Raw genomic sequence first — 26,027 nt, forward strand, 5'->3', positions numbered from 1 at the left:
ATGATGGCCCACCTGACATTGACGCCGATACAGAAGCGCCGCCTGCAGGCATTTAAACGTAACCGCCGAGGCTTCTGGTCGCTCTGGATCTTTCTCGCGCTGTTTTTACTGAGCCTGGGTGCGGAACTGATTGCCAACGACAAGCCGATCCTTGTGGGCTACCAGGGCTCACTCTATACGCCGATCCTCAATACCTACTCGGAACTGGAGTTTGGCGGCGAGTTTGATACGCCAGCGGACTACAAGGACCCCTATATCCAGGAGCTGATCACCGAGAATGGCGGCTGGATGGTCTGGCCCCCGATCCGCTTCAGCTACGACACCATCAACTACGATCTGCCGGTGCCCGCGCCCTCCCCACCCAGCGCGGAAAACTGGCTCGGCACCGACGACCAGGGACGAGACGTAACCGCCCGTGTCATTTACGGCTTCCGTATCTCGGTGCTGTTTGCCGTGGTGCTGACGCTGGCGAGCTCGGTTATCGGCGTGGCCGCCGGTGCTGTGCAGGGCTACTACGGCGGCAAGATCGATCTGCTGTTCCAGCGCTTTATCGAGATCTGGTCCGGCCTGCCGGTGCTGTTCCTGCTGATCATTCTTGCCAGCCTTGTGGAGCCCAACTTCTGGTGGCTGCTGGGCATCATGCTGTTGTTCTCCTGGATGAACCTGGTTGATGTGGTGCGTGCGGAGTTTCTCCGCGGCAGAAACCTGGAATACGTGCGTGCAGCGCGCGCGCTGGGCGTCGATAACCTGCAGATCATGTACCGGCATGTGCTACCCAACGCCATGGTGGCCACGCTGACCTTTATGCCCTTTATCTTTAACGGTGGCATCGTCACCCTGACCGCATTGGACTTCCTCGGCTTCGGCCTACCGCCCGGCTCCCCCTCTTTGGGCGAGCTGGTGGCCCAGGGCAAGGAAAACCTTCAGGCCCCCTGGCTCGGACTGACCGCGTTCCTGACGCTGTCTCTGATGCTCACGCTGCTGATCTTTATCGGTGAAGCGGTGCGGGACGCCTTCGATCCAAGGAAAACCCTATGACCGAAACACTGTTTGAAATCGACAATCTTTCGGTCTGCTTTGGCGATCCCGCCAGCACAGAGCCGGTGGTAAAAGAGGTCAGCTTCGAGCTTAAAAGAGGCGAAACCCTGGCCCTGGTCGGCGAATCCGGCTCCGGAAAATCGGTAACTGCACTCTCTCTGCTGCGCCTTCTACCGCCCCATCAGGCGAATTACCCAGGCGGCGAGATCCGCTTCGAGGGCACAGATCTCCTCAAGGTGCCTGAAAGCAAACTGCGAGAGATTCGCGGCAACCGTGTTGGGATGATCTTTCAGGAACCGATGACCTCGCTAAACCCCTTACACCGGATTGAGCAGCAGATCACCGAGACACTGAGACTGCATCGTGGTGTCACCGGCAGCAAGGCACGACAGAGGGCGCTGGAACTGCTTGAGCTGGTCGGGATCGATAATGGCGAAGAGCGTCTCAGCCACTACCCTCACGAGCTCTCTGGAGGCCAGCGCCAGCGTGTGATGATCGCCATGGCACTGGCCAACGATCCTGAACTGCTGATCGCCGACGAACCAACCACCGCTCTGGATGTAACGATTCAACAGCAGATACTCGAACTGCTTCGCGATCTGCAGAGCAAACTCGGCATGTCGATATTGCTGATCACCCACGACCTGAACATCGTGCGTCGCCACGCTGATCGTGTCTGCGTCATGTACCAAGGCCGCATCGTCGAAGAGCAGCCCTGTCAGCAGCTGTTTAACTCTCCACAGCATCCCTACACGCGCAAACTACTTGATGCCGAACCCACCGGACGCCCGATTCCGCTTAACGATACACCAGCCCCCCTGCTCAGCAGCGATCACCTTCGGGTCTGGTTCCCAATCAAGAAAGGCTTTTTCAAACGCACTGTCGACCACTTCAAGGCGGTAGATGGTGTCAGCCTGAACATCGATCACGGCGAGACCCTTGGTATTGTTGGCGAGTCCGGCTCAGGCAAAACCACTCTCGCCCTGGCGCTGCTACGCCTTACTTCCTCTCAGGGGGCGATCGTTTTCAAGGATGAACCGATCGAGCACCTCAAGCAGAAACAGATCAAACCTCTGCGCCAACGGATGCAGATCGTGTTCCAGGACCCTTACGGAAGCCTTAGCCCGCGCATGTCGGTGGCAGAAATCATCGCCGAAGGACTACTCGTTCAGGGTATGGAGGATGCCGAAGCGAAAGAACAGCGCGTGATTCAGGTGCTTCGCGACGTAGGCCTGGACCCCGAGGTGCGCCACCGCTACCCCCACGAATTTTCCGGCGGACAGCGCCAGCGTATCGCCATAGCCCGCGCACTGATTCTGAAGCCGGAACTGATCGTGCTCGATGAACCTACATCGGCGCTGGATCGCACGGTGCAAAAACAGATCATCGAGCTGCTGCGCGACCTGCAGAAACGCTATCGTCTCAGCTACCTGTTTATCAGCCACGACCTGGCCGTCGTTCGCGCTCTCAGCCACCGGGTGGCGGTGATGCACAAGGGCCGCGTCGTCGAAAGCGGTCCCGCCGATGCCATCTTCGAGCAGGCTCAGCACCCCTACACCCAGCAGCTACTGGAAGCGGCCGGCATCGCTGGTTGATTCCTCCCCGATCACGGCGCGCAGGAGGCACAAAATCGCGCCGATTGGACCAGACATCGTGGTGACTTAATGCCACCGCGGGTGATCGCGACGGGACAACACAACCAAAAAAGCCGGCAATCAATGCCGGCTTTTTATTGCGCTTAAGGCGCGTATCAGTTGGTTTCGACTTCAGCCTGATCGCGCAGGTAATCCGTATGAGCACGGTAGACCTGCTGGCCGCGCTGGGTGGAGATCATCGAAGCCAGAGCTGCACGCTCCTCGTCGCTGAGCTCACCATCACCTGCGTGCACCGCGCGCACCGCCACTACGGAACGAGAACCGTCATCCATCGCTGCGATACCATAGCTGGACTCACCCTCTGCCGGCTTCGGCAGCGCGAAAGCCTGCTGCACCACGGCAGCCGGAAGGTTGCTGTCACCGCGACCAGCGGCCGCAACGGACTGCCATTCGCTGCCAGCTTCCAGATCGGCCAGTGTGCTGCCTGATTCCAGGCCAGCCATCAGGGTCTGTACACGCTCTTCAGCCTGCTGCTGAGCCTTATCGGTGCGAAGCTGCTGTTCCAGCTGATCACGCACCTCATCAAAGCCCAACTGACGCGGCTGCATGTGCTCATTCAGGTGAATAACAACGGTATGACCGGAGTCCAGCTCGATCGGGTCGCTGTTCAGATCTTCCTCCAGAACCGCTTCGCCGTAGGCCGCATCAACCACACGCTGTGAAGAGGTCACATCATCAGAACCACCGTTGCGACCAAAGGGCTGGGAAGTGCGGATCTCAAGCCCCAGCTCTTCTGACGCCGCCTGGAGATCGCTGCTGGAGAAGCTCAGATCAGCCAGGGTTTCGATTGCCGCGACGTAGTCCTGCTCCGCAGCCTCTTCGGCAACCTGCTCACGCAGATCATTCTCCGCTTCCGCCAGAGTCGGAGCAGAGGTTTCGCGGATGTTCTCAAGCTGAATCAGGTGGTAACCAAACTCGGTGCGCACCGGCTCGGAGACTTCACCCGGCTCCAGGTCAAACAGCGCATCTTCAAACGGACCGACGAAAACACCGCGACCGTTGTAACCCAGCTCGCCACCTTCCTGGGCAGAACCCAGGTCACCGGATTCACGTTTGGCCACTTCGGCAAAATCGGCACCGTCAACAATCTCCTGACGCAGCTCCTGGGCCTTGGCCAGGGCAGCATCTTCATCACGATCGGCAGTGATATCGATCAGGATATGGCGCGCATCACGCTCCTCATCAGCTTCGTAACCGGCCAGCATACGATCATAGGCAGCCTGGATATCGGCCTCGCTGACATCGTCCGGACGGGCGAAGTCTTCGCGACTCAGCTCCACGTAATTAACCGATACCTGCTCCTCGGTCATCAATGAGGCAGCCTGCTCGTCGTAAGCGGCCTGCAGCTCTTCATCGCTTACCTCGACGGAGGCCGGATCGACGCTGATGTTGAGGTAGTCGATATCGCGAGTCTGACGATCCAGGGATACCAGGCGTTCCAGCTCGCTCGGAGTGGAGAATTCAGACAGCATGAAGCCCATCTGTGCCTGTTGAATCAGCTGTTCCTTGCGGATCAGATCCCGGTACATCAACGGTGTGAAGCCTGCGCTGCGCAGCACGGCTTCAAACTGGTTGCGGTCGAATTTACCGTCAACCTGGAATTGCGGGGTTGAGACGATAATCTGGTCGATCATCTGCTCGGAGAGATGGAACCCCATCTCATCTGCATTCTGCAGCAGCACGGCGCGCTGAATCAGACCGTCCAACACCATCTGGCGCAGGAGTTTGTCATCGATAGCGGAGGGGTCTGCATTTTCACCCATCTGTGCGAGCAGCTGGCGGCGCTGAAGCTCCATCCCCTGAAACAGGTCCTGCTGGCTGATATCTTCGCCATTCACCTCGGCCGGAGCCGGCTCCTGGTTAGCGAGGCTGATCAGCGATTCCACGCCAAATAGCGCGAACGTGATCGCTATCAGGCCAACGATCACCTTGGCGATGATGCCCTTAGAATTTTCCCTGATGGTTTGAAGCATTGTCTGCGATAGCCCTAAATTTGGTGTCTTGGGGGAAGCTACGAATAGATCAACAGTCTCTCGGCGTTGCCTGCGGCACCCTGGCGTATAGAGTTTACTGCTCGCTACACCGTTCCGTTAGCACCACATGGCGCGTGTCGCAGCTTACAGGCTAACCTGCACTTTGTGTTGAACTTTTTTGAAGCAGGATACTACGCCTGCAAAAGTCCGCCCTGATAGCGGGAACGCCTGAAAGCCTTGGATGCTGTGGACTTATTCGTAGCTTCCCTTAAATCGATCAGCAAATCTGAAATAAGTTCTTAAAAAAAAAGCGCATTCAGGTTGAATGCGCTTTTTCGGATCTGGCGGAACGGACGGGACTCGAACCCGCGACCCCCTGCGTGACAGGCAGGTATTCTAACCAGCTGAACTACCGCTCCTGAACCTGATCAGCACTTTGAACGGCGCGTTTCTTAGTTAACGGCGTCCTTGAGAGCCTTACCAGGCTTGAAAGTCGGCAGAGTGGCAGCAGCGATCTCGATCGGTTTGCCGGTCTGCGGGTTGCGACCGGTACGTGCAGCGCGCTCCTTCACAGAAAATGTACCGAAACCTACCAGCGCAACTGATTCACCCTTCTGCAGAGCACCAGTCACAGCTTCCAGCGCTGCATCCAGCGCACGACCGGCAGCCGCTTTAGGAATATCGGCTGAATCGGCAATTGCGTCGATCAGTTCAGACTTATTCACATTGTTCCCCTTTTATGCATCGAGTCGTTATTTTGCTCTATGTAAAAAATACTTACCCAGCGTGTAGTCACGCACTTTATACCAACTGGCTGAAACGAGTGTCAACTGGCTGGAGCCCTTTTATTCCGGGGCCTCTGGCTAGTGCGTGCTCAATTGACCGGACTCATTCTTGCCGTTCTTCGGCTCGCCTGCAACCACTTTGTCCTCTTCTTCGGTAAGAGGTTTAGGCTGGTATGCCAGCGCAATATCCAGAACTTCATCAATCCACTGAACCGGCTTAATGTCGAGATCAGCTTTGATATTGTCGGGAATTTCCTTCAGATCGCGTTGATTCTCGTCAGGGATGATGACGGTTTTTATTCCGCCGCGGTGCGCCGCGAGCAGTTTTTCCTTCAAACCACCGATCGGCAGAACCTGGCCACGCAGGGTGATTTCACCGGTCATGGCGACATCTGCACGCACCGGAATCTGGGTCAGCGCTGACACCAGAGCGGTGCACATTCCGATACCCGCACTCGGACCATCCTTCGGTGTAGCACCCTCGGGCACGTGGATATGCAGGTCGTGCTTCTCATGGAAATCGGAACGGATACCCAGCGTACGGGCGCGACTTCTGACAACAGTCATCGCCGCCTGGATCGATTCCTTCATGACATCGCCCAGGGATCCCGTATGGATCAGACGGCCCTTGCCGGGCACCACGGCGGATTCGATGGTGAGGATATCCCCACCCACCTGGGTCCAGGCAAGGCCAGTTACATGACCGATCAGATCCTCTTCCTCGGCCATACCGAACTTGTGCTTGTGCACGCCGCAGTAATGTTCCAGGTTCTCGGAGCTGACGGTGACGCCACTCTCGCCACCCAGGGTGATCTCCTTGATCACCTTACGGCAAACCTTGGCGATCTCGCGCTCCAGCCCACGTACACCGGCTTCGCGGGTGTAGTAACGGATCATGTCGATAATCGCGGAGTCATCGATCTCCAGCTCTTTCGCCTTCAGACCGTTCTGCTTGATCTGTTTAGGCGTCAGGTATTTCCGCGCGATATTGAGCTTCTCATCCTCGGTGTAACCCGGGATGCGGATGATCTCCATACGATCGAGCAACGGACCCGGGATATTCATGGAGTTCGAGGTGCAGACAAACAGCACGTCGGACAGGTCGTAATCCACTTCCAGGTAGTGATCGTTAAAGGTGCTGTTCTGTTCCGGATCCAGAACCTCGAGCAGCGCAGACGCTGGATCACCACGATGATCCATACCCATCTTGTCGATCTCGTCGAGCAGGAACAGCGGGTTTTTGACGCCGATTTTGGAGATCTTCTGGATCAGTTTGCCAGGCATCGAACCGATGTAGGTACGACGGTGACCACGGATCTCAGCCTCATCGCGCACACCGCCGAGCGCCATACGTACATATTTGCGGTTGGTGGCACGAGCGATAGAGCGCCCCAGGGAGGTTTTACCCACACCCGGAGGGCCTACAAGGCAGAGAATCGGGCCGCGCAGTTTCTTCACGCGCTTCTGTACCGCCAGGTATTCGATGATACGCTGCTTCACCTCTTCGAGACCGTAGTGGTCTTCGTTAAGGATCTTCTCGGCGCGCTTCATATCCATGCGGACACGGGTTTTGCTGGTCCAGGGGATCTGCAACATCCAGTCGATGTAGCCGCGCACCACGGTAGCTTCCGCGCTCATCGGCGACATCATCTTGAGCTTGTTGAACTCGGCCAGCGTCTTATCAAGCGCCTCTTTCGGCATGCCAGCGCTTTCGATCTTGCGCTGCAGCTCGTCAAGGTCGCTACCGCCGGATTCGTCCATATCGCCGAGTTCTTTCTGAATAGCCTTCATCTGCTCATTCAGGTAGTACTCGCGCTGAGATTTTTCCATCTGTTTTTTGACGCGACCGCGGATCCGTTTTTCAACCTCAACCAGGTCGATCTCCGCTTCCATCAGCGACATCAGGTGTTCGAGACGCTGACGCGCGCCGAGCATCTCCAGCAGGTTCTGCTTCTCATCGAGTTTCAGCGCCATGTGGGCGGCGATGGTATCGGCCAGGCGGCTGACGTCTTCGATGTTCTGCAGTGAAGCCAGAACTTCGGACGGAATCTTTTTGTTGACCTGGATATAGCGCTCGAACTGATCCAGCGCGGTGCGCTTGTAGACATCAGTTTCAGAGGCGCTGATATTGTCGACCTCGAGAACTTCTACGCTCGCAGCGTAGTGATCTTCCTCGTCGGTCAGTTCAAGGATGCGCGCACGCTCCTCCCCTTCCACCAGCACCTTAACCGTGCCGTCCGGAAGCTTGAGCATCTGCAGCACGGTGGCAACGGTGCCGGTGCTGAACAGGTCATCAAAGCTGGGCTCATCTTCGGATGCGCTCCGCTGGGCGACCAGCAGAATCTGCTTGTCGCGCTCCATGGCAAGTTCGAGCGCCTGGATCGACTTTTCCCTGCCGACGAAGAGCGGAATAACCATGTTCGGGTATACCACCACGTCGCGCAACGGCAGTACGGGAAGCTCTACAGTCACCGCTTCGTTTGATTCATGTTGATCCATGATGAGTGCCTCTTAGCAGCGCATCGGGTTCTGCTCCGATGCTGGGTACGACTGGATTTAATGCATCTATGGGGGCCATCAACGGTATTACAACCGGTTAGAGCCAAATTGCTGTTTTCAGCGGGCGGGAGTGGAGTTTGTAAAAGTTATATCAGCTATCGAGGATGCCCACAAACAGGGGCGGACAGAATGTCGCAAAGGGGCAAGAAGACACGCCGGGAGCCAGAGCTTCCCGGCGCGGCAACGCATTACTTGTAGTAAGCGTTGGTGGTCTCGGTATGGTCGGTGACGTCGCGAACACCAGCAAGGCCAGGCACACGCTCCATCAGCGTTTTCTCGACACCATCTTTCAATGTCAGATCGACAGCGCTGCAACCCTGGCAGCCGCCGCCAAACTTGAGTATTGCGACCTGTCCCTGCTCTGCATCCACCAGCTCAACCAGCTTGACCTCACCGCCGTGTGCGGCCAGTCCCGGATTGATATCGGAATAGAGTACGTAATTGATCTGCTCATCGAGCGGGCTGTCCGATGATACCTTGGGCACTTTGGCGTTAGGCGCCTTGATGGTCAGCTGACCACCCATACGATCTTCGGCGAAGTCGATGGTAGCTTCTTCAAGGTAACGGATGCTGTTTTTCTCGATGTAGAAGCGCAGCAGCTCGAGATCATAGATTTCGTCTTCCGGGTTTACTTCATCCGGGCGACAGTAGGCCAGGCAGGTTTCCGCATAAGGCGTACCCGGCTGGGTAACGAAAAGGCGAACAGCGATGCCCTCCACGTTCTGCTTCGCCAGCAGCTCCGCGAGATAGGATTCAGCGCTTTTGGAAACATTAATATCCATCTTTAATAAAACCCTTAGGAACGGACGTTTACTTGCCTTCAGGATACAGTTTTTTAAATCCTGAGTAAATTGATTGGTTATTAACTGCTGCAGTGCAAACAACCTGTCTGATAGACTTATCTCCCCGCAGTAGGAGACGCGCTATGATGGAACACTCGGTTGTCTTTTCTTTTTTTCTAATCTTCAGTGGCGCGGCGGTTCTCGCCTCCATTGCGCTGTATACCCGACAACCGTTGCTGGTCGCTTACGTGGTGCTGGGCGCCGCTCTCGGCCCTTGGGGGCTTCAGGCGGTCTCCGACACCAACCTGCTCTCGGATATCTCCCACGTAGGGATCATCTTTCTGCTATTCCTGCTTGGCCTGGATATGCAGCCATCCCACCTGATTCATATGCTGCGCAAGGCAACACTGGTTGCCGTAATCAGCTCGCTGGCGTTTATGGCCATGGGATACGCAGTGGGCGTACTCTTTGGTTTCAGCCAGACGGAAGCGCTGGTGATTGGCGCCGCGGTGATGTTCTCCAGCACCATTATAGGTATCAAGCTGCTGCCCACCACCGTACTGCACCACCGCCACACCGGTGAGTTGGTGGTTGGTCTGCTGCTGTTGCAGGACGTGGTGGCGATTCTGGTTCTGCTGCTACTCAACAGTGGCTCAGGCGAGAGCCCTGCATTGAATTTCGCACGCTCCATGCTGGCACTGCCGCTGCTGGCAGGTTTTGCCTGGGGTTTCGTGCGCTGGGTTTTGCTGCCGCTGCTGCAGCGCTTCGACCGCTTCCACGAATATATCTTTCTGGTCGCCATCGGATGGTGTCTAGGGATGGCCGAAGGTGCGGTCTACCTCGGCCTTTCCGCTGAAATGGGCGCCTTTATCGCAGGCGTGTCACTGGCAACCAGCCCGATCTCACAATACATCGCTACCAGCCTGAAGCCGCTGCGCGACTTCTTTCTTATCCTGTTTTTCTTCTCGGTGGGCGCCAGCTTCAACCTTACCGTGATCGACGATATTCTATTGCCGGCCCTGGCGCTGACTGCGGCCGTGCTCGCGCTCAAGCCGCTGGTCTTCCGCCTGCTGCTGAAGACGATCAGCGAGCCGTCTGAAACCAGCTGGGAGATCGGTTTCCGTCTTGGCCAGATCAGCGAATTTTCTCTACTGATCGCTTACCTGGCGTTCGCCGGCGGCATGATCGGCACCGAGGCTTCCCATGTCATCCAGGCAACGGCGATCCTCAGCTTCTTGCTCTCCACCTACGTGGTGATCTTCCGCTACCCTTCGCCGATTGCCGTGTTCGATAGACTGCGCCGCGATTAACGCCACAGCCGGCCACAGGTCAGAAGCGGGTCCTGTCCCGCTCTGACCAGATCACCCGGGCCTGCTCGATCAACTGTGCAGGATTCTCCAGTTCGGCCGGGTTAAGCAGTCTCAACACCATGGCCAGGGTCGAAACCACCGCGCCCTCGCCGTAGCTGTGCTCAATCTCTCCGCGCCACAGCCTGAGCAAGTCCTTCGGATCCAGGCTCTCATCCTTCACCAGCCGCTGCGGGTAGATCCTTGGCCAGGTGCCCGTAGACAGTTCGCCATTGACGATCCAGTGCAGATCGCAGTCCGTGTCCGGTTTAATCTCCGCCTCTCCGCCGTCACCGCGTACGGTCACCGCCTGATGGGTGCCTAGTAGCTGGGCGGTTCGCTGATGCATCGGCGCATAGGGTGGATGAAAAACGCCATCCACGGTGACATCCGCCTCCAGCGGGTTGAGCATTCTGCACAGGGTATGAACGGGTGAGCGCAGCCCGAGGATGTTCCGCAGCTGGATAATCTCTCCGAGAGGCGGGCAGAGCTGATCGATCGACATAAACGCAAAACCGCGGCTTTCAAGCTCCTCACCCGCCTGCTGCCAGCTCTCACAGGAGGGCAGGCCAAACTGCGCCAGCATATCCTCGGTGTAGATTCGCCCCGCCGTATGGCCACGAGCGCCATGCATAAATACGGGAATGCCCTGTTCTGCCAGCAGCAGCGCCGAGAGTAAAAACCAAGGGAGATGGCGTTTTTTACCGGCATAGGATGCCCAGTCAACACGGGCTTGAATGCCAGCCAACGGCTGGTAACGTTCGCGTACCGCATCGGCAAAGCCGGCCAGCTCTTCGGGTGCTTCCTCTTTCACCCTCAGCAGCATCAAAAAAGCCCCCAACTGCTCAGGTCGCACCTCGCCATCCAGGATCATCCCCATGGCAGCCCGCGCCTCGGTACGATCCAGCGACCGGCTTCCCTTCTTTCCTTTACCGAGAATACGCACATACTGTGCGAACGGATGTTCCTGAGCCATAAAACCACTCCCAATCTGCCGGACTTATGCGGCAATGTGTAAATTGATTGCAGCCATTCTACACCAGCCGCCATAAACGGATCAGCCTGCGGTTCCGGCACAGCGGGCAAGTTGATAGAATTGCGCCCCTCTAAAACGGGTAGTTCTCATGAGTCGTAACCGCATCCGGTTTGGCGCGCCGTCTAAGCGCCAGAGCCGTCAGTCCATTCCTGATGATTTTGAAGCAGAGATCGAGAGTCTCAGTCTTGAGGGACGCGGCATCGCCCGCATCAGCGGCAAAACCTGCTTTGTCGCCGGGGCCCTGCCGGGCGAACGGGTCAAGGCAAGCATCACCGCGCGCCACAAGCGCTACGATGAAGCCTTGGTCGAGCAGGTACTGGTTGCCAGCGACGAAAGACGGACACCGCCCTGCCAGTACTATGATCGTTGCGGCGGCTGCCAGTTGCAGCACCTGGATCCGGAGCGCCAGCTGGCATACAAGCAGAGTCAGCTACTGGATCAGCTTAAGCGCTTCGCGGGCATCGAACCTCTTGCGGTCGAAACAGCGCTGACTTCTGCAGAACTCGGCTATCGCCGTACCGCCCGTATCGGGATCAATCAGCGTGCCGACGGCGAGGTATTGATCGGCTTCCGGCGCCAGGCCAGCAACAAGCTGCTGGATATTGAGCAGTGCCCAGTTCTCGACGCTCGCATTAACGCGCTACTTGTAACTCTGCGCGATGCTTTGAGCGGACTGGGCGATATCAAGCACCTGACCCACCTCGACATCGCCTGCGGTGAAACCTCTTCAGCGCTGACAGTGCGCGTTACCCGCAAGCTCAGCCAGCCCCAGAGCGACGCCATCGCCAGGGCCTGTGAGGCGCATGAGTTCCAGTTTTATGTCGAGGCTAACAACGGCCAGATCAGCGCCGCCGGTGATACAGCTGCAGCGTTGAGTTATCGCCTTCCCGAACAGAACCTGGACCTCGGCTTCGCTCCCGGCGACTTTCTGCAGGTCAACGCAGAGATCAATCGCCAGATGGTCGAGCGCGCGCTCGACTGGTTGTCACCTAAACAGGATGACCGAGTGCTGGATCTGTTCTGCGGCCTGGGCAACTTTACCCTGCCCCTGGCAAGACACGCAGGCCGGGTGGTTGGCGTCGAAGGCTCAGCAGCGATGGTGGAGCGCGCACGGGAAAACGCACAACGCAACGAGCTTGAGAATGCCGAGTTCTACAAAGGCGATCTGAGCAGCGATATCCGCGAAAGTTACTGGTATCGCGAAAGTCGTCAGAACGGTTTCGATGTGGTGCTGCTCGATCCGCCCCGCGCCGGCGCCGAGGCCTGCGTCCGTGAACTGGCGGATTATGGCGCCCGTGCGGTGCTCTACATCTCCTGCAATCCGGCAGCACTGGTGCGTGATGCCGAGCTGCTGAAAGACGCCGGCTACCGCATGACCCGTTTTTCTGTAATGGATATGTTCCCGAACACCGCGCATGTGGAATCGATGGCACTGTTCGAATGCTGAAACCACGCACACTCTTTGCCGATGACGAGATCGTCGTTATCGAAAAGCCCGCTAACCTGCTCTCGGTTCCCGGCAAAGGCCCCGAGGGGCAGGATTGCCTGTGGCGACGGGTACAGGAGGATTTTCCCACCGCCCGTATCGTCCACCGGCTGGATTACGCCACCTCCGGCGTGATGGTGCTGGCACTGAATGCCACCAGCCACCGCGCCCTGAGCATCCAGTTCCAGGACCGTAAGACGGAGAAGCGTTACCAGGCAATTGTCAGCGGCACTCCCGCAACGGAGTCTGGATCGGTAGATCTGCCGCTGCGCTGTGACTGGGAGCGCCGCCCACTGCAGATCGTCGACCATGAACAGGGCAAGGCAGCACTGACCCATTGGCGCGCCACCGGCAATAGCGAGCTTGGCACCCGAATAGAACTTCACCCGATCACCGGGCGCTCACACCAGTTGCGGGTTCACATGATGGCGATGGGACATCCGATTGTCGGCGATCAATTCTACGCGCCCGAAGCGGTGCGCGATGCCAGCCCACGACTGCTGTTACACGCCGAAATGCTGACCTTCGATCACCCGCTCAGTGGCGAGCGCCTCTGTATCGAAGCGCCCTGCCCGTTCTGAATCCTAGGAGTCGGGATTAGTCGTTCAAAATCCGTTTACACAACGCACCGGTTTACCGGCCTTGAACGCCTCAACGTTTTCAATCGCCTGGCGGATGATCGTTTCCCTCGCCTGCACACTGCCCCAGGCGCTGTGCGGGGTGACGATTAGATTGGGAATATCCCCGGCAAGCAGCACATTGCCGTTGCGCGGCGGCTCCTCAGTAAGCACATCGGTGGCAGCTCCGGCAATGACTCCCTGACGCAAGGCATCCGCCAGCGCAGACTCATTAACCACGCCACCACGGGCGGCATTGATCAGGAAAGCGCCCGGTTTCATCGCGGCAAGCTCCTTCTCACCCACCAGATCCCGGGTGGCGTCGGTCAGCGGACAATGCAGGCTAAGCACATCCGCCTCTTTAACGACGGTTTCAAAACTCACCCGGCCTTCGGAAATCTCTTCAGCTCCAGGCCTTGCCGCAACCAGCACCTTCATGCCGAAGCACTCAGCCAGCCGCGCCACTTCATGACCCAGGGCACCATAGCCAACGATACCAAGCGTACGGCCACGCATCTCGATAATCGGAAAATCCAGCAGACAGAACTGCTTGGCTTCGTTCCATTTACCGCCCTTCACCGCGCAATCGTAGTCCAGCAGCCGGGTATGCAACGCCAGCATCAGGGTAAGGGTGTGCTGCGCAACGGCGTTGATACCGTAACTCTGGGCATTGCAAACCGGAATATTGCGTTCACTAGCCGCGGTGATATCGACGTTATTGAAGCCGGTTGCCACCACGCAGATCAGCTTGATCGATGTGGCCGCCCTGATCTTGTCGGCATCGAGAACCACCTTGTTCAGGATAACCACGTCGAACCCTTCGATACGCTCAGCCACCTGTTCCGGCGCCGTTGTCGGATAAACCACCAGCTCATCAAAGCAGGCCTTCAGTTCAGAAAGGTCCAGATCGTCCAGAGTCACAAGATCAAGAAATACAGCTCGCATACAACAACACTCCAGTAAAACAAAAAAGGGCCGGGCACTCCGGCCCGACCCTTTTATCTTAACGCGCCTGAGCGCTCAATTGTCAGTGATCGATTTCGAATCGCGCACTCAGCTGCAGTGAGCGAGCTCTACCAGCTCGCGGATAGCTACGGCAAACACCGCACTGTCCGGCTTGCTAACCGCGTTCAAATCAGACAACACCTGGCTCCAGCGCTGCAGCAGCACCTCGTTGCTCTCGAGCCAGCCTTCGACACAGGCCCGGCTGGACAACAGCTGTGCTTCAGCCTCCTCCTGCTCGGCCTGCTGGGCACTGGCACGGTTAAGTACACTGACGGTAATCGCCCGTTGCTGAGTGTTTAACTCTTCGCGGAAACCATCCCTGGCCAGCGACTGCCAGTGTGTCTCCTGCTCCATCAGCTTGATCTGACGATCGACACTGTAGAGATCCAGCTCCTCCCCGATCAGGAAGTAGACATCGGCAACCCGATCCAGAGACTCCCCGGTCTGCTCCTCGGTGGCGATAATCCCCAGCAGGGTATAAAGACTGTCGAACGAAGCGGCCTGTACCGCAAGTTCAGCGGGAACCCCCGCCTGCTCGAGCTCGTTATACCGCGCCTGCCAGGCTTCCTTCGGTTCACCTGTCAGCCGCTCGGACAGCGACAGCGCCATGGACTCAACGCCTGGCCGGAAACGTTCGACCAGCGCCTGCGGATCGAGCTGCTGACGGTAGGCGTTCAGTAGCCAGTTAGCGGCACGACGCACCAGTCGCTGCAGATCACTCAGGATCCCCTGCAACATGGCTGCCGGCACCAGGTTGTCCAGCGACTCTACCTGCTCCCAGAGCTGGTCCATATTGAAGATATCCCGCGCGGTAATATAGGAAGCGGCAATATCCGCCATCCCCCTGCCGGTGGCCTGATGCATCCGCAGCGGGAAGGTGATCCCCATGCGGTTGATCATACCGTTGGCGGTCTGGGTAGCGACGATTTCCGCCTGCAGGCGATGGTTCTCGACCTCTTCGGCATAACGCTCAACCAGCGCTGCAGGGAAGGCAGTCTGGACCTCACGGGCGATATAGGGGTTCGACGGCAGCCAGCTGTCCGTCAGTACCTCCTTGAGCTCCGCCTTGACGTAAGAGATCAGTACCGACAGCTCGGGCCGGGTTAATGTTTTACCCTGCTCGGCGCGCGCCACGATCTCTTCATCGGAGGGGATAAACTCCAACGCACGCACCAGACGACCACGCCGCTCCAGTTCATTAATCTGGCGCCGGTAATCGTCCAGGGCACGGCCCACCTGGCCCTGACAGATACTGATCGCGAGCGCCTGGCTGTAGTTATTTTTCAGCACCAGCCTGGAGACCTCTTCGGTCATCTCCTTGAGGAAGGCGTTACGCTGTTTCACCGTCAGGTCGCCATTGCCGACCACGCTGTTAAGCAGGATCTTGATATTGACCTCGTGGTCCGAACAGTCCACGCCACCGGCATTGTCGATAAAGTCGGTGTTACAGGCACCGCCTTTCAGGGCGAACTCTATGCGGCCAAGCTGGGTGAAGCCCAGGTTACCGCCCTCGCCCAGTACACGGCAGCGCAATTCACGCCCATCGATACGCAGACCGTCATTAGCCTTGTCGCCCACATCGGCGTGGGATTCAAAGCTGGCTTTGACATAGGTGCCTATGCCGCCGTTCCAGATCAGATCCACCCGCGCCTTAAGCAACGCGGATATCAGATCGTTGGGTGCCAGCCTGTCTTCTGCGATATCGAAGCGTTTCTTCATCTCCGGCGTGATATCGATCCACTTGGCGGCTCGGGAGAATACCCCACCACCCTTGGAGATCAGCGACTCATCGTAATCGGACCAGCTCGAGCGTGGCAGCTCGAAAAGCCGCTTACGCTCAACGAAACTGGCTGCGGCATCCGGCGCCGGATCGATAAAGATATGCATGTGGTTAAAGGCGGCAACCATCTGGATATGCTCGGACATCAGCATGCCGTTACCAAATACATCACCACCCATATCGCCTATACCGACCACACTGAACGCCTGGGTCTGCGTATCGAGCCCAAGCTCTCGGAAGTGCAGCTTGACCGATTCCCAGGCGCCGCGCGCAGTGATACCCATTTTCTTGTGGTCATAACCCTGCGAGCCGCCGGAGGCGAAGGCATCACCCAGCCAGAAACCAAACTCTTCGGCGATACCGTTGGCGATATCAGAGAAGGTCGCCGTGCCCTTGTCGGCCGCAACCACCAGGTAGGGATCATCCTCGTCGTGACGAACCAGCTCCGGCGGTGGCGCCACCTCGCCATCGACAAAGTTATCGGTGACATCGAGCAGACCCCGGATAAAAGTCTTGTAGCAGGAGATCCCCTCCTCCATCACCGCTTCCCGGCTGGCATTGGCGGGCATCTGCTTAGCGACAAAGCCCCCTTTGGCGCCCACCGGCACAATCACCGCGTTCTTCACCTGCTGCGCCTTCACCAGACCCAGCACCTCGGTACGGTAATCCTCGCGCCGGTCTGACCAGCGCAAACCACCACGGGCGACCTTGCCGCCGCGCAGATGCACACCCTCAACCCGCGCAGAATAAACGAAGATCTCGAACATCGGCCGCGGCAGCGGGATATTGGCGATCTCGTGAGGATTGAGCTTGAACACCAGATAATCCTTGGGCTCACCCGCTGCGTCGTTCTGGAAATAATTGGTTCGCAGAGTCGCCCGAATCAGCTCCAGGTAACGGCGCAGGATCTTGTCATCGTTAAGGTGATCAACCTTTTCCAGCGCATCGATCACACTGCCGCCGATACGTTCGGCCAGCGCCTGAACCTTTGAGCTGCTCTGCCTGCCCGGTTCAAAGCGCGCGCGGAACAGCGCCACCAGCAGCCTGGTGATATAGAGGTGACGTGACAGGGTATCGGCAATATAGGGCTGGCTGAAGCCGAAGCGGATCTGCTGGTTGTAACGGGCATAGGCACGCAGCATCGCCACTTCGCGCCAGTTCAGCCGCGCCCCGATCACCAGACGGTTGAATTCGTCATTTTCGGCACGCCCGCTCCAGATATTGAAGAAGGCATCCTGGAACACCTGCTTCACCTCTTCGAGGTCGACGGTGTCTTCGCTGTTATACAGCAGGGTAAAGTCGTGAATCCAGAAATGATCACCATCACGCCTGCGCACCATGTAGGGATGCTCGCCAACAACGCGCATGCCAAGATTTTCCAGCACCGGAATGATGTCGGACAGCACCAGCGGCTCATTGCGGTTGAACAGCTTGAACTTGAGCAGATCCCGGGATTGCTCGATCTGGCGATAGAAGCTCATCGCGATACTCTTACCCGCATCAAGCTCTTCGATATGATCGATATCGAACACCGCGCTGGCCGGAGAGAAATGCTCCCTGTATGCAGAGGGAAACGCGGTTCGGTAGGCGTTGGCGAGATGGTTGCCGCGCTCCTCGCCGGAGGCATCCACCAGTACGGTGTGAAGCTCGTCGGACCAGGAGCGGGACAGTTCAGCGACTTCAGCCTCGAGCTCCTGAGGGTCGAACGCATTCATCGTCTCCGGGTCAACCGGCAATACAAAGTAAACGCGGGTCAACACCGACTCGCTGTAGTAAGTAGTGAACTCCGAGTCCAGCGCGCCGAGCCGCTCAACCAGCAGATCCTGCACCTGTGTACGCAACACGGTATTGAAGATGTCGCGCGGCACGTAATAAAGGAAGCTATAGAACTTGCCGCAGGAGTCGCGGCGGCAGAGCAACCGGACCTTGCGCCGCTCCTGCAGGTTAAACACGCCCATGGTGTTAACGAACAGCTCATCTTCACTGGAGAGCAGCAACTCATCCCGTGGCAGATCGTTAAGAATCTGACTCAGCGACTTGGCGCTGTGGCCTCCTGGGGTAAAACCCGCCCGCTCGAGAACCTGTGCGACGCGACGCCGCAACACCGGCACATTCGCCGGAGGTTCTGCGTACACCGGCGATGTATACAACCCATAGAAGCGGTGCTCGCCGGTCACCTCTCCCTGATCGTTAAACTGTTTTACGACCACCAGATCGCGATACGCCGGGCGATGCACTTGGGAACGGCGATAGTCCTTGGCGAACATCAGCGACTTATCGACCCGCACCGAGCAGCTGTCGGTTTCCTGTACTTCACGCTCGGGCGGAGCCAAACGGCACACACCCAATACCGATTCATCCACCGGCGCGGTGGTCAGCACATTGCCGGAGACCTCAAAGTTGATCTGCTCGTAGCCAAGGAAGGTAAAGCGATTCTGCAGCAGCCAACCGAGGAAAGCCTTCGCCTCTTCGACCTCGTCCTTATCAGGACCTTTAAGCTCGGCTCTCAGCGACTCGATTCGGGTACGCATGGCATCAAAGTCAGTCACCGCCGCACGTACCTGGGCGAGGACTTCAGCTAAGCTGTGCTCGATATCCTTCAGCTCTTCCTGATTACTGTGGCGATCGACTTCGATGTAGATCAGCGCCTCGCGGTTAGTTCCTTCGCCGCCGGCGGGCCTGACCTCAGCCTTGCGCGCGTCGCGCTGGATATTCAGCACACCGCTGTGAACGACGTGTATTGAGAGGCCACGCCGGTTGAGCTCCATACGCACGGAATCCACCAGGAACGGCATATCCCGATGACTGATTTCGATGACCGTATGTCCACAGTGCCAGCCATGACGCTCCAGATCCGGGTTAAAGACGTGGATCTTCTGGTCCTGACCATCCCACTCCTGCAGGTGCTCCCAGCAGGACAGGGTCGCGCCATAGAGGTTCTGTGGACTGCGCTCTGCCAGCTCTTCCAGCGGAGACACACGGTAATATTGGGTTACAAATTCCAGCACCTTCGCAGTATCTGCTTTGGGTATGCGGGCGGCTATGGTATCGCCCAGCTGCGAAAGGATCTTATTCTTCTGTTCGGTACGCCGTTCGGACATTTGCCTCTTCTCCATCAGGGCTCAGTGTTCCAATTCCCTTAAGGCTAGACCAGGGTGGATGGATTTGCGATGTCAAAATCAACTTATCCAGTTGTATTTTTTACCTTTAACAACTTAACCAGTTTAAATATGACATTCCAACCGCCGTACCAGGTCATTTACCGCAACTTTTGACGACAGGCACAAAAAAACCCGGCAATGCCGGGTTTTTTCCGAGTTTGATAACGCCTTATTCAGTTCAGTCGAACTGGATACCGAGACGCTGACCTACCTCTTCGTAGGCTTCGATAACACCGCCGAGGCCCTGACGGAAGCGGTCCTTATCCATTTTTTTACGGGTTTCCTTATCCCAGATACGGCAACCATCCGGAGAAAACTCATCGCCGAGTACCAGCTGTCCTTCGCTCATACCGAACTCAAGCTTGTAGTCCACCAGCAGCATATCGGCGTCGGAGAACAGCTTTTTCAGTACATCGTTGACCGCGAAGGTCAGTTCCTTGGCGCGCGCAACCTGCTCTTCGGTGGCCCAGCCAAAGGATTTGATATGGTAGTCATTGACCATCGGATCGCCCAGGGCGTCGTTCTTCAGGAAGAACTCGAAGGTCGGCGGGTTCAGATCCATGCCTTCCTGCACACCATAACGACGGCAGATAGAACCTGCTGCAACGTTACGTACCACGCACTCGACAGGAATCATCTCCAGGCGCTTAACCAGGCTCTCATTGTCAGACAGCAGCTTGACGAAATGGGTCGGGATACCCGCCTCAGCCAGCTTCTGCATGATAAATGCGTTGAACTTGTTGTTGACCATACCTTTACGGTCAAGCTGTTCTACTTTCTTACCGTCAAAAGCCGAGGTGTCGTTACGAAACTCCATGACCATCAGCTCAGGGTCGTCGGTGCGAAATACCGACTTGGCTTTACCGCTGTAAAGCTCTTCACGCTTTTCCATCAATCTCTCCAAAACACCCGAATTTCCGGGATTTGTTCCACCCAAGAGCCGCTTATCAGCTCTCAGGCAGGTTGTCTTTGATATTCCAGAGTATCTCTTCCGCCACCACGTTGGGTGCCTCCAGTCCCTGGTCAGTCAATACAGACAGGAATACACCGTTGCGGGTACGGTTCATTTTGAGCTGATAACGGCCGGTATGCTCAAAATTACCGGTTTCCTCATTGTAAGTACCGTTTTCGCTTCCGCCAAAGACATAGATGACCTTGCCGCCGAACCAGATCTTATAACCGTCCTGGTTTGCCGAGTTGTTCGGATCAGCGATATCAGCAGCCACATCCGCCTGTTCTTCACCGGAGGCGTTCGTCTTGCCGGAACTGTAACGTATAGCGTCTGGGGAATCGTCATCCGCCACCCCCAGGGCATCACCGAAGAGATCCATATTGAACTGGATATCCTCACGATCGGAGTTGAGCCATTCGAAGAAGCCCATACGCTCGGTATCATCCACCCGGGTCTGGGTGGTATAAGTCAGGTAAACCATACCGGTTTCCTGCGAACGCGTACCCACATCGATCTCGGAAGCATCAAGTGCTGCGTTCAATTGCGCCCAGGCGTTATCGATCGGCGTCCCCAGCTTCAGCACCGGATTGCCGCGGGAGTCACGACCCAACTGAGGGTCATCCTGGGTCTGCTGCTGCAGAGCCAGCAGGCTCTGGGAATCGGGCTCGGATGCCTCGCTCAGATAGCGCAGCATTTCGAACATCATGTCAGCCTTATATTCCACATCCTTCGACTGGGTATCCCAATCGATGCTGCTGACTTCCTGATCCAGCGGGAAGCCCACGTGCTGCATACGGATAGAAGTACGCTGGTAATCGTCTGGATCGGGACGCAGCGACAGACGCAACTTGTTGCGGCTGGGCCCATCGATATCCTGGAAGGTAAGACGCTTGATCCAGCTATCAATAAAACTGTAATCGGCGCCATCCAGAGTGATCCAGTCGGTTTCCATAACCCCCTGACGCGGATCGGACATGGCCAGGTCGATGTCGTTGAACGTCCAGAACTCCTGCATTTTTACCCAAACATCGGAGATCGGCTCGTCTACGACGATGACCCGCTGGCCATCTTCGCGACGCATATTCACCTTCTCGCTGCCAGATTCCAGATAGAAGAACTCAGGACGCGGCACTTCGAAATCACCCGGACGGGCAATCGCGGTATCACCAGCTTCGGGCACCACCAGTTGTTCCTGCATGGTGCGGGATTTCATGTCCGGCGGCAGCTCCAGGCGCTTGCCGGCCCGAGCCAGTTCATAATCCTGGCCACGGTCACGCACGATGGCGTTGTCACCGTAGATCGGGTTGTCATCGAGACTACTGCAACCACTCAGCACCGCGGCAACAGCCAACGCCATGAGTGTGTAGGAGTTTTTTCTGGTCATGTCCCTCTGCCTGTCAGATTACGCCACATTCGCGAAGCGCATTACGTACTTCCTCGTGATACTGCTCGGCGAGAATCGTCAACGGCAGACGAATACCGTTTTCGATCAAGCCCATTTCATGCATCGCCCACTTCACCGGAATCGGGTTGGCTTCAACGAACAGCTTGGTATGCAGCGGCATCAGCTTCTGCTGCAGTGCGCGCGCTTCTTCCGCCTTACCTTCCAGACCCAGCTGACATAGCTCAGCCATTTCGGCCGGCACCACGTTGGCAGTCACGGAAATATTGCCCTGACCACCGAGCAGAATCAGTTCGATAGCTGTGCCGTCATCGCCGGAGTAGACAGCAAAACCTTCATCGACACCGTCGATCAGAATCTTGGCGCGCTCCAGATCACCGGTCGCCTCTTTGATACCCACGATATTGGGGTGGCTCATCAGGCGGAAAACGGTTTCCGGCTTCATGTCGCAACCGGTACGGCCCGGTACGTTGTAAAGAATCTGCGGAATATCGACCGCGTCGGCAATGGCCTTGAAGTGCTGATACATCCCTTCCTGGGTCGGCTTATTGTAGTAAGGCGTCACCAGCAGGCTGTAGTCGGCACCGGCATCCTTGGCGCGACGGGTCAGTTCGATCGCTTCACGAGTAGAGTTTGCACCGGTACCGGCCACTACAGGAATACGGCCATCAACGCGTTTGATGGTGTGTTTGATCACTTCGAGGTGTTCGTCGTAGTCCAGGGTGGCGGATTCGCCGGTGGTGCCCACGGCACCGATCGCGGCGGTGCCCTTCTCGAGATGGAGATCGATCACCTTATCCAGCGCGTCCCAATCGACGTCACCGTTGGCATGCATAGGGGTCACGAGCGCTACAATACTGCCGCGAATCATTTCTCTCTCCATCTGAATTAAAGCCCGGCTATGGTACGTTTGCGCCACCGGGGTGAACAACCGCCGGCAGATTGTGATCGTACCGGCTTCTGATATCGTAAAAGCCGAATATTTTAAACGATTTGGCGACCGCTAGCGTAGAGGGTCGCAGCTTTTTTCACAACAGATACAACACACAAGGAGTCTTTCCATGCTTGAAGCAGGACAACCAGCCCCGGATTTCAATGCCGTGGACCAGAATGGAGACCCAATCAGCCTGAGCCAGTTCCGTGGCAAGAAGGTTGTGCTCTATTTTTATCCGCGCGATAACACCCCGGGCTGCACCGCCCAGGCCTGCGACCTGCGCGACAATTACGAGCGACTCCAGGCCGAGGGTTACCAGGTGATCGGCGTCAGCACCGACACCGAGAAAAAACACCAGAATTTCATCGCCAAGTACGATCTGCCCTTCCCTTTAATTGCCGATACGGATAACAGTGTTCACGAACTGTTCGGCACCTGGCAGCTGAAGAAAAACTACGGCAAGGAGTATATGGGCACTGTGCGCACCACTTTCCTGATTGACGAGCAGGGTACGATTACCGACGTCATCAAGAAGGTAAAAACCAAGGAACACACAGCGCAGATTCTTACGGACTGACCCCGCTTACCAGAGAACGCCGGGACTCAAGCCCCGGCGTTCTCCTCTTCGGCATGACTTATCGCGATCGGCCAGGCGTTGATTACCGCCTTGACCAGCGTTGCCAGAGGAATGGCGAAGAACAGACCCCAGAAGCCCCAGAGACTGCCGAACACCAGCACCGATACAATGATCGATACCGGGTGCAGGTTGACCGCCTCAGAGAACAGCAGCGGCACCAGAACGTTGCCGTCCAGCGCCTGAATCACCGCATAAGCGATCATCAGCCACATAAACTCGCTGGTCCAGCCCCACTGGAAAAATGCGATCAGCGCAATCGGCAGCGTCACCAGCGCCGCGCCGATATACGGAATCAACACCGATAGACCCACACCCAACGCCAGCAGAGCGGCATAGTTGATCCCCAGCAACACGAACACTACCCAGGTGACACCGCCGACGATAAGGATCTCAATCGCCTTGCCACGCACATAGTTGGCAATCTGAGCATCCATCTCATGCCAGATACCGGTCATCATCTGCCGCTTTGCCGGCATAAACGAGCTGAAGGTTGCCAGCATCGAATCGCCATCCTTAAGGAAGAAAAACACCAGGATCGGCACCAGCACCAGGTAGATCAGCATCGCCGCGATACTGGTCAGGGAGTTCAGCGAGAAGGTCACCACCCACTGCCCCAGCTGACTCAGTTCAGTAGCAGCCACTCCGATCATCTGGCGGATCTGCTCTTCGGAAACCAGGTTCGGATATTTCTCTGGCAAAAGAAGCAACAGGTTCTGCACCTGCACCACCATTCCCGGTAGTTCATTAAACAGATTCACCAGCTGACGCCAGGCGATCGGCATCACAAACAGCAGGAAGCCGGCCAGAAAACTGACGAACACCACGAACACCAGAATCACCGTCGGCAGGTGCGGCAGCCCACGATCCTGCAGCCAGGTGACAAGCCCTTGCATCAGAAATGCGATAATCAGGCTGGCAAATACAGGCGCCAGTGGCGCACCGAGAAATATAATGACCGCCAGCCCGCCAAGCAGCAGCAGGAACAGGAAAAGCGCTTCTTCATCCGAAAAATACTGGTCGATCCACTTGTTGAGAATTTTACGCATTCAGCGATTTGCTCCCTTTCTGCATCACCTTTCCTCGCCTTATGATATGGATATAACATTCGCCTTCTGTGAACGAATCCACCATTTCATGGTCGCTATTATCGACATAGACACGAAAGTCTCGAACAGATCCCGCATCGGTCGCGATCACTTTCAGCACCTCTCCCGGCGCCATCTGACTCAACGCCTGCTTGGCCTTGAGCAGCGGCAACGGACAGGAAAGACCGCTCGCGTCGAGCAGTTCGGTGATTTCCGTTTCAGTCGGCGTATGCTGCATGAACCCAATACCTCCAAAGACTACAGAGCTGTATGCGACGGACTTTATACCAGAAAATCAGACAGAAAAATGCATGGACACAGATAGGAGGACGGCTTCGGTGCGGCATTCTATGCTGCTGCCTTGGATTACTCCCCCTGCCCTTCGCGGCGCAGGCAGCGGATCCTTCACTCCCGATTCTGACCGATTCAACATCCAGCATCATCAGCCTGGAGGAAGAGCATAGACTGGGTCGCGCCTGGGCCCGGGTGCTGCGAGGCCAGGCGATGCTGCTTGACGACCCGATGGTCAAACAGTACCTGCAGGACCTGCTCTGGAAGATCGTCCCCAGCAGCGAACTGAGAGACAGACGCCTTGAGCTGATCGCCCTGGATAACGAAACCTTCAACGCCTTCGCTGTACCTGGCGGTATCGTGGGCGTTCACGGCGGCCTGATTACCGCCTCCGAGTCGGAAGCCGAACTCGCCTCGGTTCTGGCGCACGAGCTCGCGCATCTCAGCCAACGACACTACGCCCAGCAGCTCGAGGAGAGCCGCCGCAACCGCCCACTGGTACTTGCCGGCGTACTTGCAAGCATACTTCTGGGTGCGGCTAACGGTGAGGCCGGCAGCGCCGGCATAGCCTCTACGCTGGGCGGCTCCGCGTCAGCACAGCTGGCGTTCAGCCGCCGTAATGAGCAGGAAGCGGACCGGGTCGGCATGCAGACCCTGGTCAGAAGCGGCTTCGATCCTTACGCCATGCCGGAGATGTTCTCGCGACTGCAGAAAACCTATCGTTTCGCCGGCAACCGCGCGCCCGAATTTCTGCTCACCCACCCGGTAACCGAGTCACGTATCGCCGACTCCCTGAACCGCGCCTCCAACCTCAACCGGCCGGCCGACCAGGCCAACAGCCTTGATTACGACGTGGTCCGCACACGCCTGCTGGTGCACTACGGACAGGATATGAGCGGCTTGAACGCTCAGTTCAGCAATGACGCCAAGTCCTCCCCCCGCGCAACCTACGGTCTATTGCTGACCGCCATAGAGCTCAACAAGCCGCAACAGGCCCAGGCCGCCCTGGAGATGTTGCCGCGGCAGTGGCAACAGCACCTCTATGTAAAGCTGACCACGCTCGATTTTTACCTGCGCACCGAAAAAACCCAGGAAGCGCTGAAACTCGCGAAAGAGCTGCATGATCTCTACCCTGGCAGCATGCCCGCCACCTATTACTATGGCCTCACCCTGCGCCAGGCCAGGGATTTCCGCGGCGCTTCCAATGCCTTCAAGGAACTTACTTCAGACTACCCGGACGATGCCGCTTTCTGGTTTCAGCTATCCGAAACCCAGGGGCTTGAAGGAAACATCGGCGCGGTGCACCGCTCCCGTATCGAATACTTTCTGCTGACCGGCCGCATCGATCGGGCCCAGCGCCAACTGGAGTTCGCACGCCGTGAAAAAGGCCTCAGCCCAATAGATACTGCACGACTGGATCAGATGGAGGAAGAGATCAAAAGGGTCCGTCAGGAGATGGATGACACCCTCTCCTGAGCAGTGAAAGCGTATAAAAAGGCCGAC

Annotated in this window: 19 protein-coding genes and 1 tRNA gene; 7 read left to right on the plus strand and 13 right to left on the minus strand. The window is 57.1% G+C overall.

Annotated features, from left to right (window positions below):
• Positions 1-1,038: an ABC transporter permease gene (locus tag C4S72_RS05545; RefSeq protein ID WP_235009056.1), complete on the plus strand. Its 1,038-nt coding sequence runs from the start codon at positions 1-3 to the stop codon at positions 1,036-1,038.
• A complete protein-coding gene (locus C4S72_RS05550; protein ID WP_104002034.1) occupies positions 1,035-2,633 on the plus strand; it encodes an ABC transporter ATP-binding protein in 1,599 nt (532 codons plus the stop codon). The genes C4S72_RS05545 and C4S72_RS05550 overlap by 4 nt, the downstream gene beginning before the upstream one ends.
• Positions 2,634-2,788: 155 nt before the next feature.
• On the opposite strand, the gene C4S72_RS05555 is transcribed toward C4S72_RS05550, so the two are convergent.
• From C4S72_RS05555 to nfuA, 5 genes are all read right to left on the minus strand, one after another.
• On the minus strand, positions 2,789-4,666 hold the full coding sequence (locus tag C4S72_RS05555; protein WP_104002035.1) for a SurA N-terminal domain-containing protein: 1,878 nt from the start codon (positions 4,664-4,666) through the stop codon (positions 2,789-2,791).
• A gap of 342 nt (positions 4,667-5,008) precedes the next feature.
• Positions 5,009-5,085 (minus strand) — tRNA-Asp (locus C4S72_RS05560).
• Positions 5,086-5,118: 33 nt separating this feature from the next.
• Positions 5,119-5,391 carry an HU family DNA-binding protein gene (locus C4S72_RS05565; RefSeq protein ID WP_104002036.1) on the minus strand — a complete coding sequence of 91 codons (273 nt, stop codon included), beginning with the start codon at positions 5,389-5,391 and terminating at the stop codon, positions 5,119-5,121.
• 138 nt (positions 5,392-5,529) lie between these two features.
• A complete protein-coding gene (lon, locus tag C4S72_RS05570) occupies positions 5,530-7,950 on the minus strand; it encodes an endopeptidase La (protein ID WP_104002037.1) in 2,421 nt (806 codons plus the stop codon).
• A 248-nt stretch (positions 7,951-8,198) separates the two neighbouring features.
• Positions 8,199-8,792 (minus strand): Fe-S biogenesis protein NfuA, encoded by a 594-nt coding sequence (gene nfuA, locus C4S72_RS05575; protein ID WP_104002038.1) that lies wholly within the window; start codon positions 8,790-8,792, stop codon positions 8,199-8,201.
• A 143-nt stretch (positions 8,793-8,935) separates the two neighbouring features.
• Between nfuA and C4S72_RS05580 the strand changes: the two genes are divergently transcribed.
• Positions 8,936-10,102 (plus strand): cation:proton antiporter domain-containing protein, encoded by a 1,167-nt coding sequence (locus C4S72_RS05580; RefSeq protein WP_104002039.1) that lies wholly within the window; start codon positions 8,936-8,938, stop codon positions 10,100-10,102.
• A 19-nt stretch (positions 10,103-10,121) separates the two neighbouring features.
• Here C4S72_RS05580 and C4S72_RS05585 read toward each other — a convergent pair whose 3' ends face one another.
• Complete coding sequence (locus C4S72_RS05585; protein WP_104002040.1) at positions 10,122-11,114, minus strand: glycosyl transferase family protein; 993 nt, start codon at positions 11,112-11,114, stop codon at positions 10,122-10,124.
• Positions 11,115-11,262: 148 nt separating this feature from the next.
• On the opposite strand from C4S72_RS05585, the gene rlmD reads away from it, so the two are divergent.
• Both rlmD and C4S72_RS05595 read left to right on the plus strand, forming a co-directional pair.
• Positions 11,263-12,621 (plus strand): 23S rRNA (uracil(1939)-C(5))-methyltransferase RlmD, encoded by a 1,359-nt coding sequence (rlmD, locus tag C4S72_RS05590; protein ID WP_104002041.1) that lies wholly within the window; start codon positions 11,263-11,265, stop codon positions 12,619-12,621.
• The gene (locus C4S72_RS05595; protein WP_104002042.1) at positions 12,615-13,241 is read left to right on the plus strand and encodes a pseudouridine synthase; all 627 of its coding nucleotides are present in this window, start codon (positions 12,615-12,617) and stop codon (positions 13,239-13,241) included. Before rlmD ends, C4S72_RS05595 begins: the two co-directional genes overlap by 7 nt.
• A 24-nt stretch (positions 13,242-13,265) precedes the next feature.
• On the opposite strand, the gene C4S72_RS05600 is transcribed toward C4S72_RS05595, so the two are convergent.
• The 5 genes from C4S72_RS05600 to dapA form a co-directional block, all read right to left on the minus strand.
• Positions 13,266-14,222, minus strand: coding sequence for a 2-hydroxyacid dehydrogenase (locus tag C4S72_RS05600; protein ID WP_104002043.1), 957 nt, complete (start codon positions 14,220-14,222; stop codon positions 13,266-13,268).
• A 108-nt stretch (positions 14,223-14,330) separates the two neighbouring features.
• On the minus strand, positions 14,331-19,163 hold the full coding sequence (locus C4S72_RS05605; RefSeq protein ID WP_104002044.1) for an NAD-glutamate dehydrogenase: 4,833 nt from the start codon (positions 19,161-19,163) through the stop codon (positions 14,331-14,333).
• A gap of 238 nt (positions 19,164-19,401) precedes the next feature.
• A complete protein-coding gene (purC, locus tag C4S72_RS05610) occupies positions 19,402-20,115 on the minus strand; it encodes a phosphoribosylaminoimidazolesuccinocarboxamide synthase (RefSeq protein WP_104002045.1) in 714 nt (237 codons plus the stop codon).
• 55 nt (positions 20,116-20,170) lie between these two features.
• Complete coding sequence (gene bamC / locus C4S72_RS05615) at positions 20,171-21,559, minus strand: outer membrane protein assembly factor BamC (RefSeq protein WP_104002046.1); 1,389 nt, start codon at positions 21,557-21,559, stop codon at positions 20,171-20,173.
• A gap of 13 nt (positions 21,560-21,572) precedes the next feature.
• Positions 21,573-22,448 (minus strand): 4-hydroxy-tetrahydrodipicolinate synthase, encoded by an 876-nt coding sequence (gene dapA, locus C4S72_RS05620; RefSeq protein WP_104002047.1) that lies wholly within the window; start codon positions 22,446-22,448, stop codon positions 21,573-21,575.
• Between the two features lie 190 nt (positions 22,449-22,638).
• Between dapA and bcp the strand changes: the two genes are divergently transcribed.
• On the plus strand, positions 22,639-23,088 hold the full coding sequence (bcp, locus tag C4S72_RS05625) for a thioredoxin-dependent thiol peroxidase (protein ID WP_104002048.1): 450 nt from the start codon (positions 22,639-22,641) through the stop codon (positions 23,086-23,088).
• Positions 23,089-23,114: 26 nt separating this feature from the next.
• On the opposite strand, the gene C4S72_RS05630 is transcribed toward bcp, so the two are convergent.
• Positions 23,115-24,194, minus strand: coding sequence for an AI-2E family transporter (locus C4S72_RS05630; protein WP_104002049.1), 1,080 nt, complete (start codon positions 24,192-24,194; stop codon positions 23,115-23,117).
• Positions 24,187-24,471 carry a sulfurtransferase TusA family protein gene (locus C4S72_RS05635; RefSeq protein ID WP_104002050.1) on the minus strand — a complete coding sequence of 95 codons (285 nt, stop codon included), beginning with the start codon at positions 24,469-24,471 and terminating at the stop codon, positions 24,187-24,189. Before C4S72_RS05635 ends, C4S72_RS05630 begins: the two co-directional genes overlap by 8 nt.
• Before the next feature lie 266 nt (positions 24,472-24,737).
• Here C4S72_RS05635 and C4S72_RS05640 point away from each other — a divergent pair, with 266 nt between their 5' ends.
• Positions 24,738-26,000 (plus strand): M48 family metalloprotease, encoded by a 1,263-nt coding sequence (locus C4S72_RS05640; protein ID WP_235009057.1) that lies wholly within the window; start codon positions 24,738-24,740, stop codon positions 25,998-26,000.
• Positions 26,001-26,027: the final 27 nt, after the last annotated feature.

Source organism: Marinobacterium lutimaris, assembly GCF_900108065.1.
Classification (GTDB): Bacteria; Pseudomonadota; Gammaproteobacteria; order Pseudomonadales; family Balneatricaceae; genus Marinobacterium_D; species Marinobacterium_D lutimaris.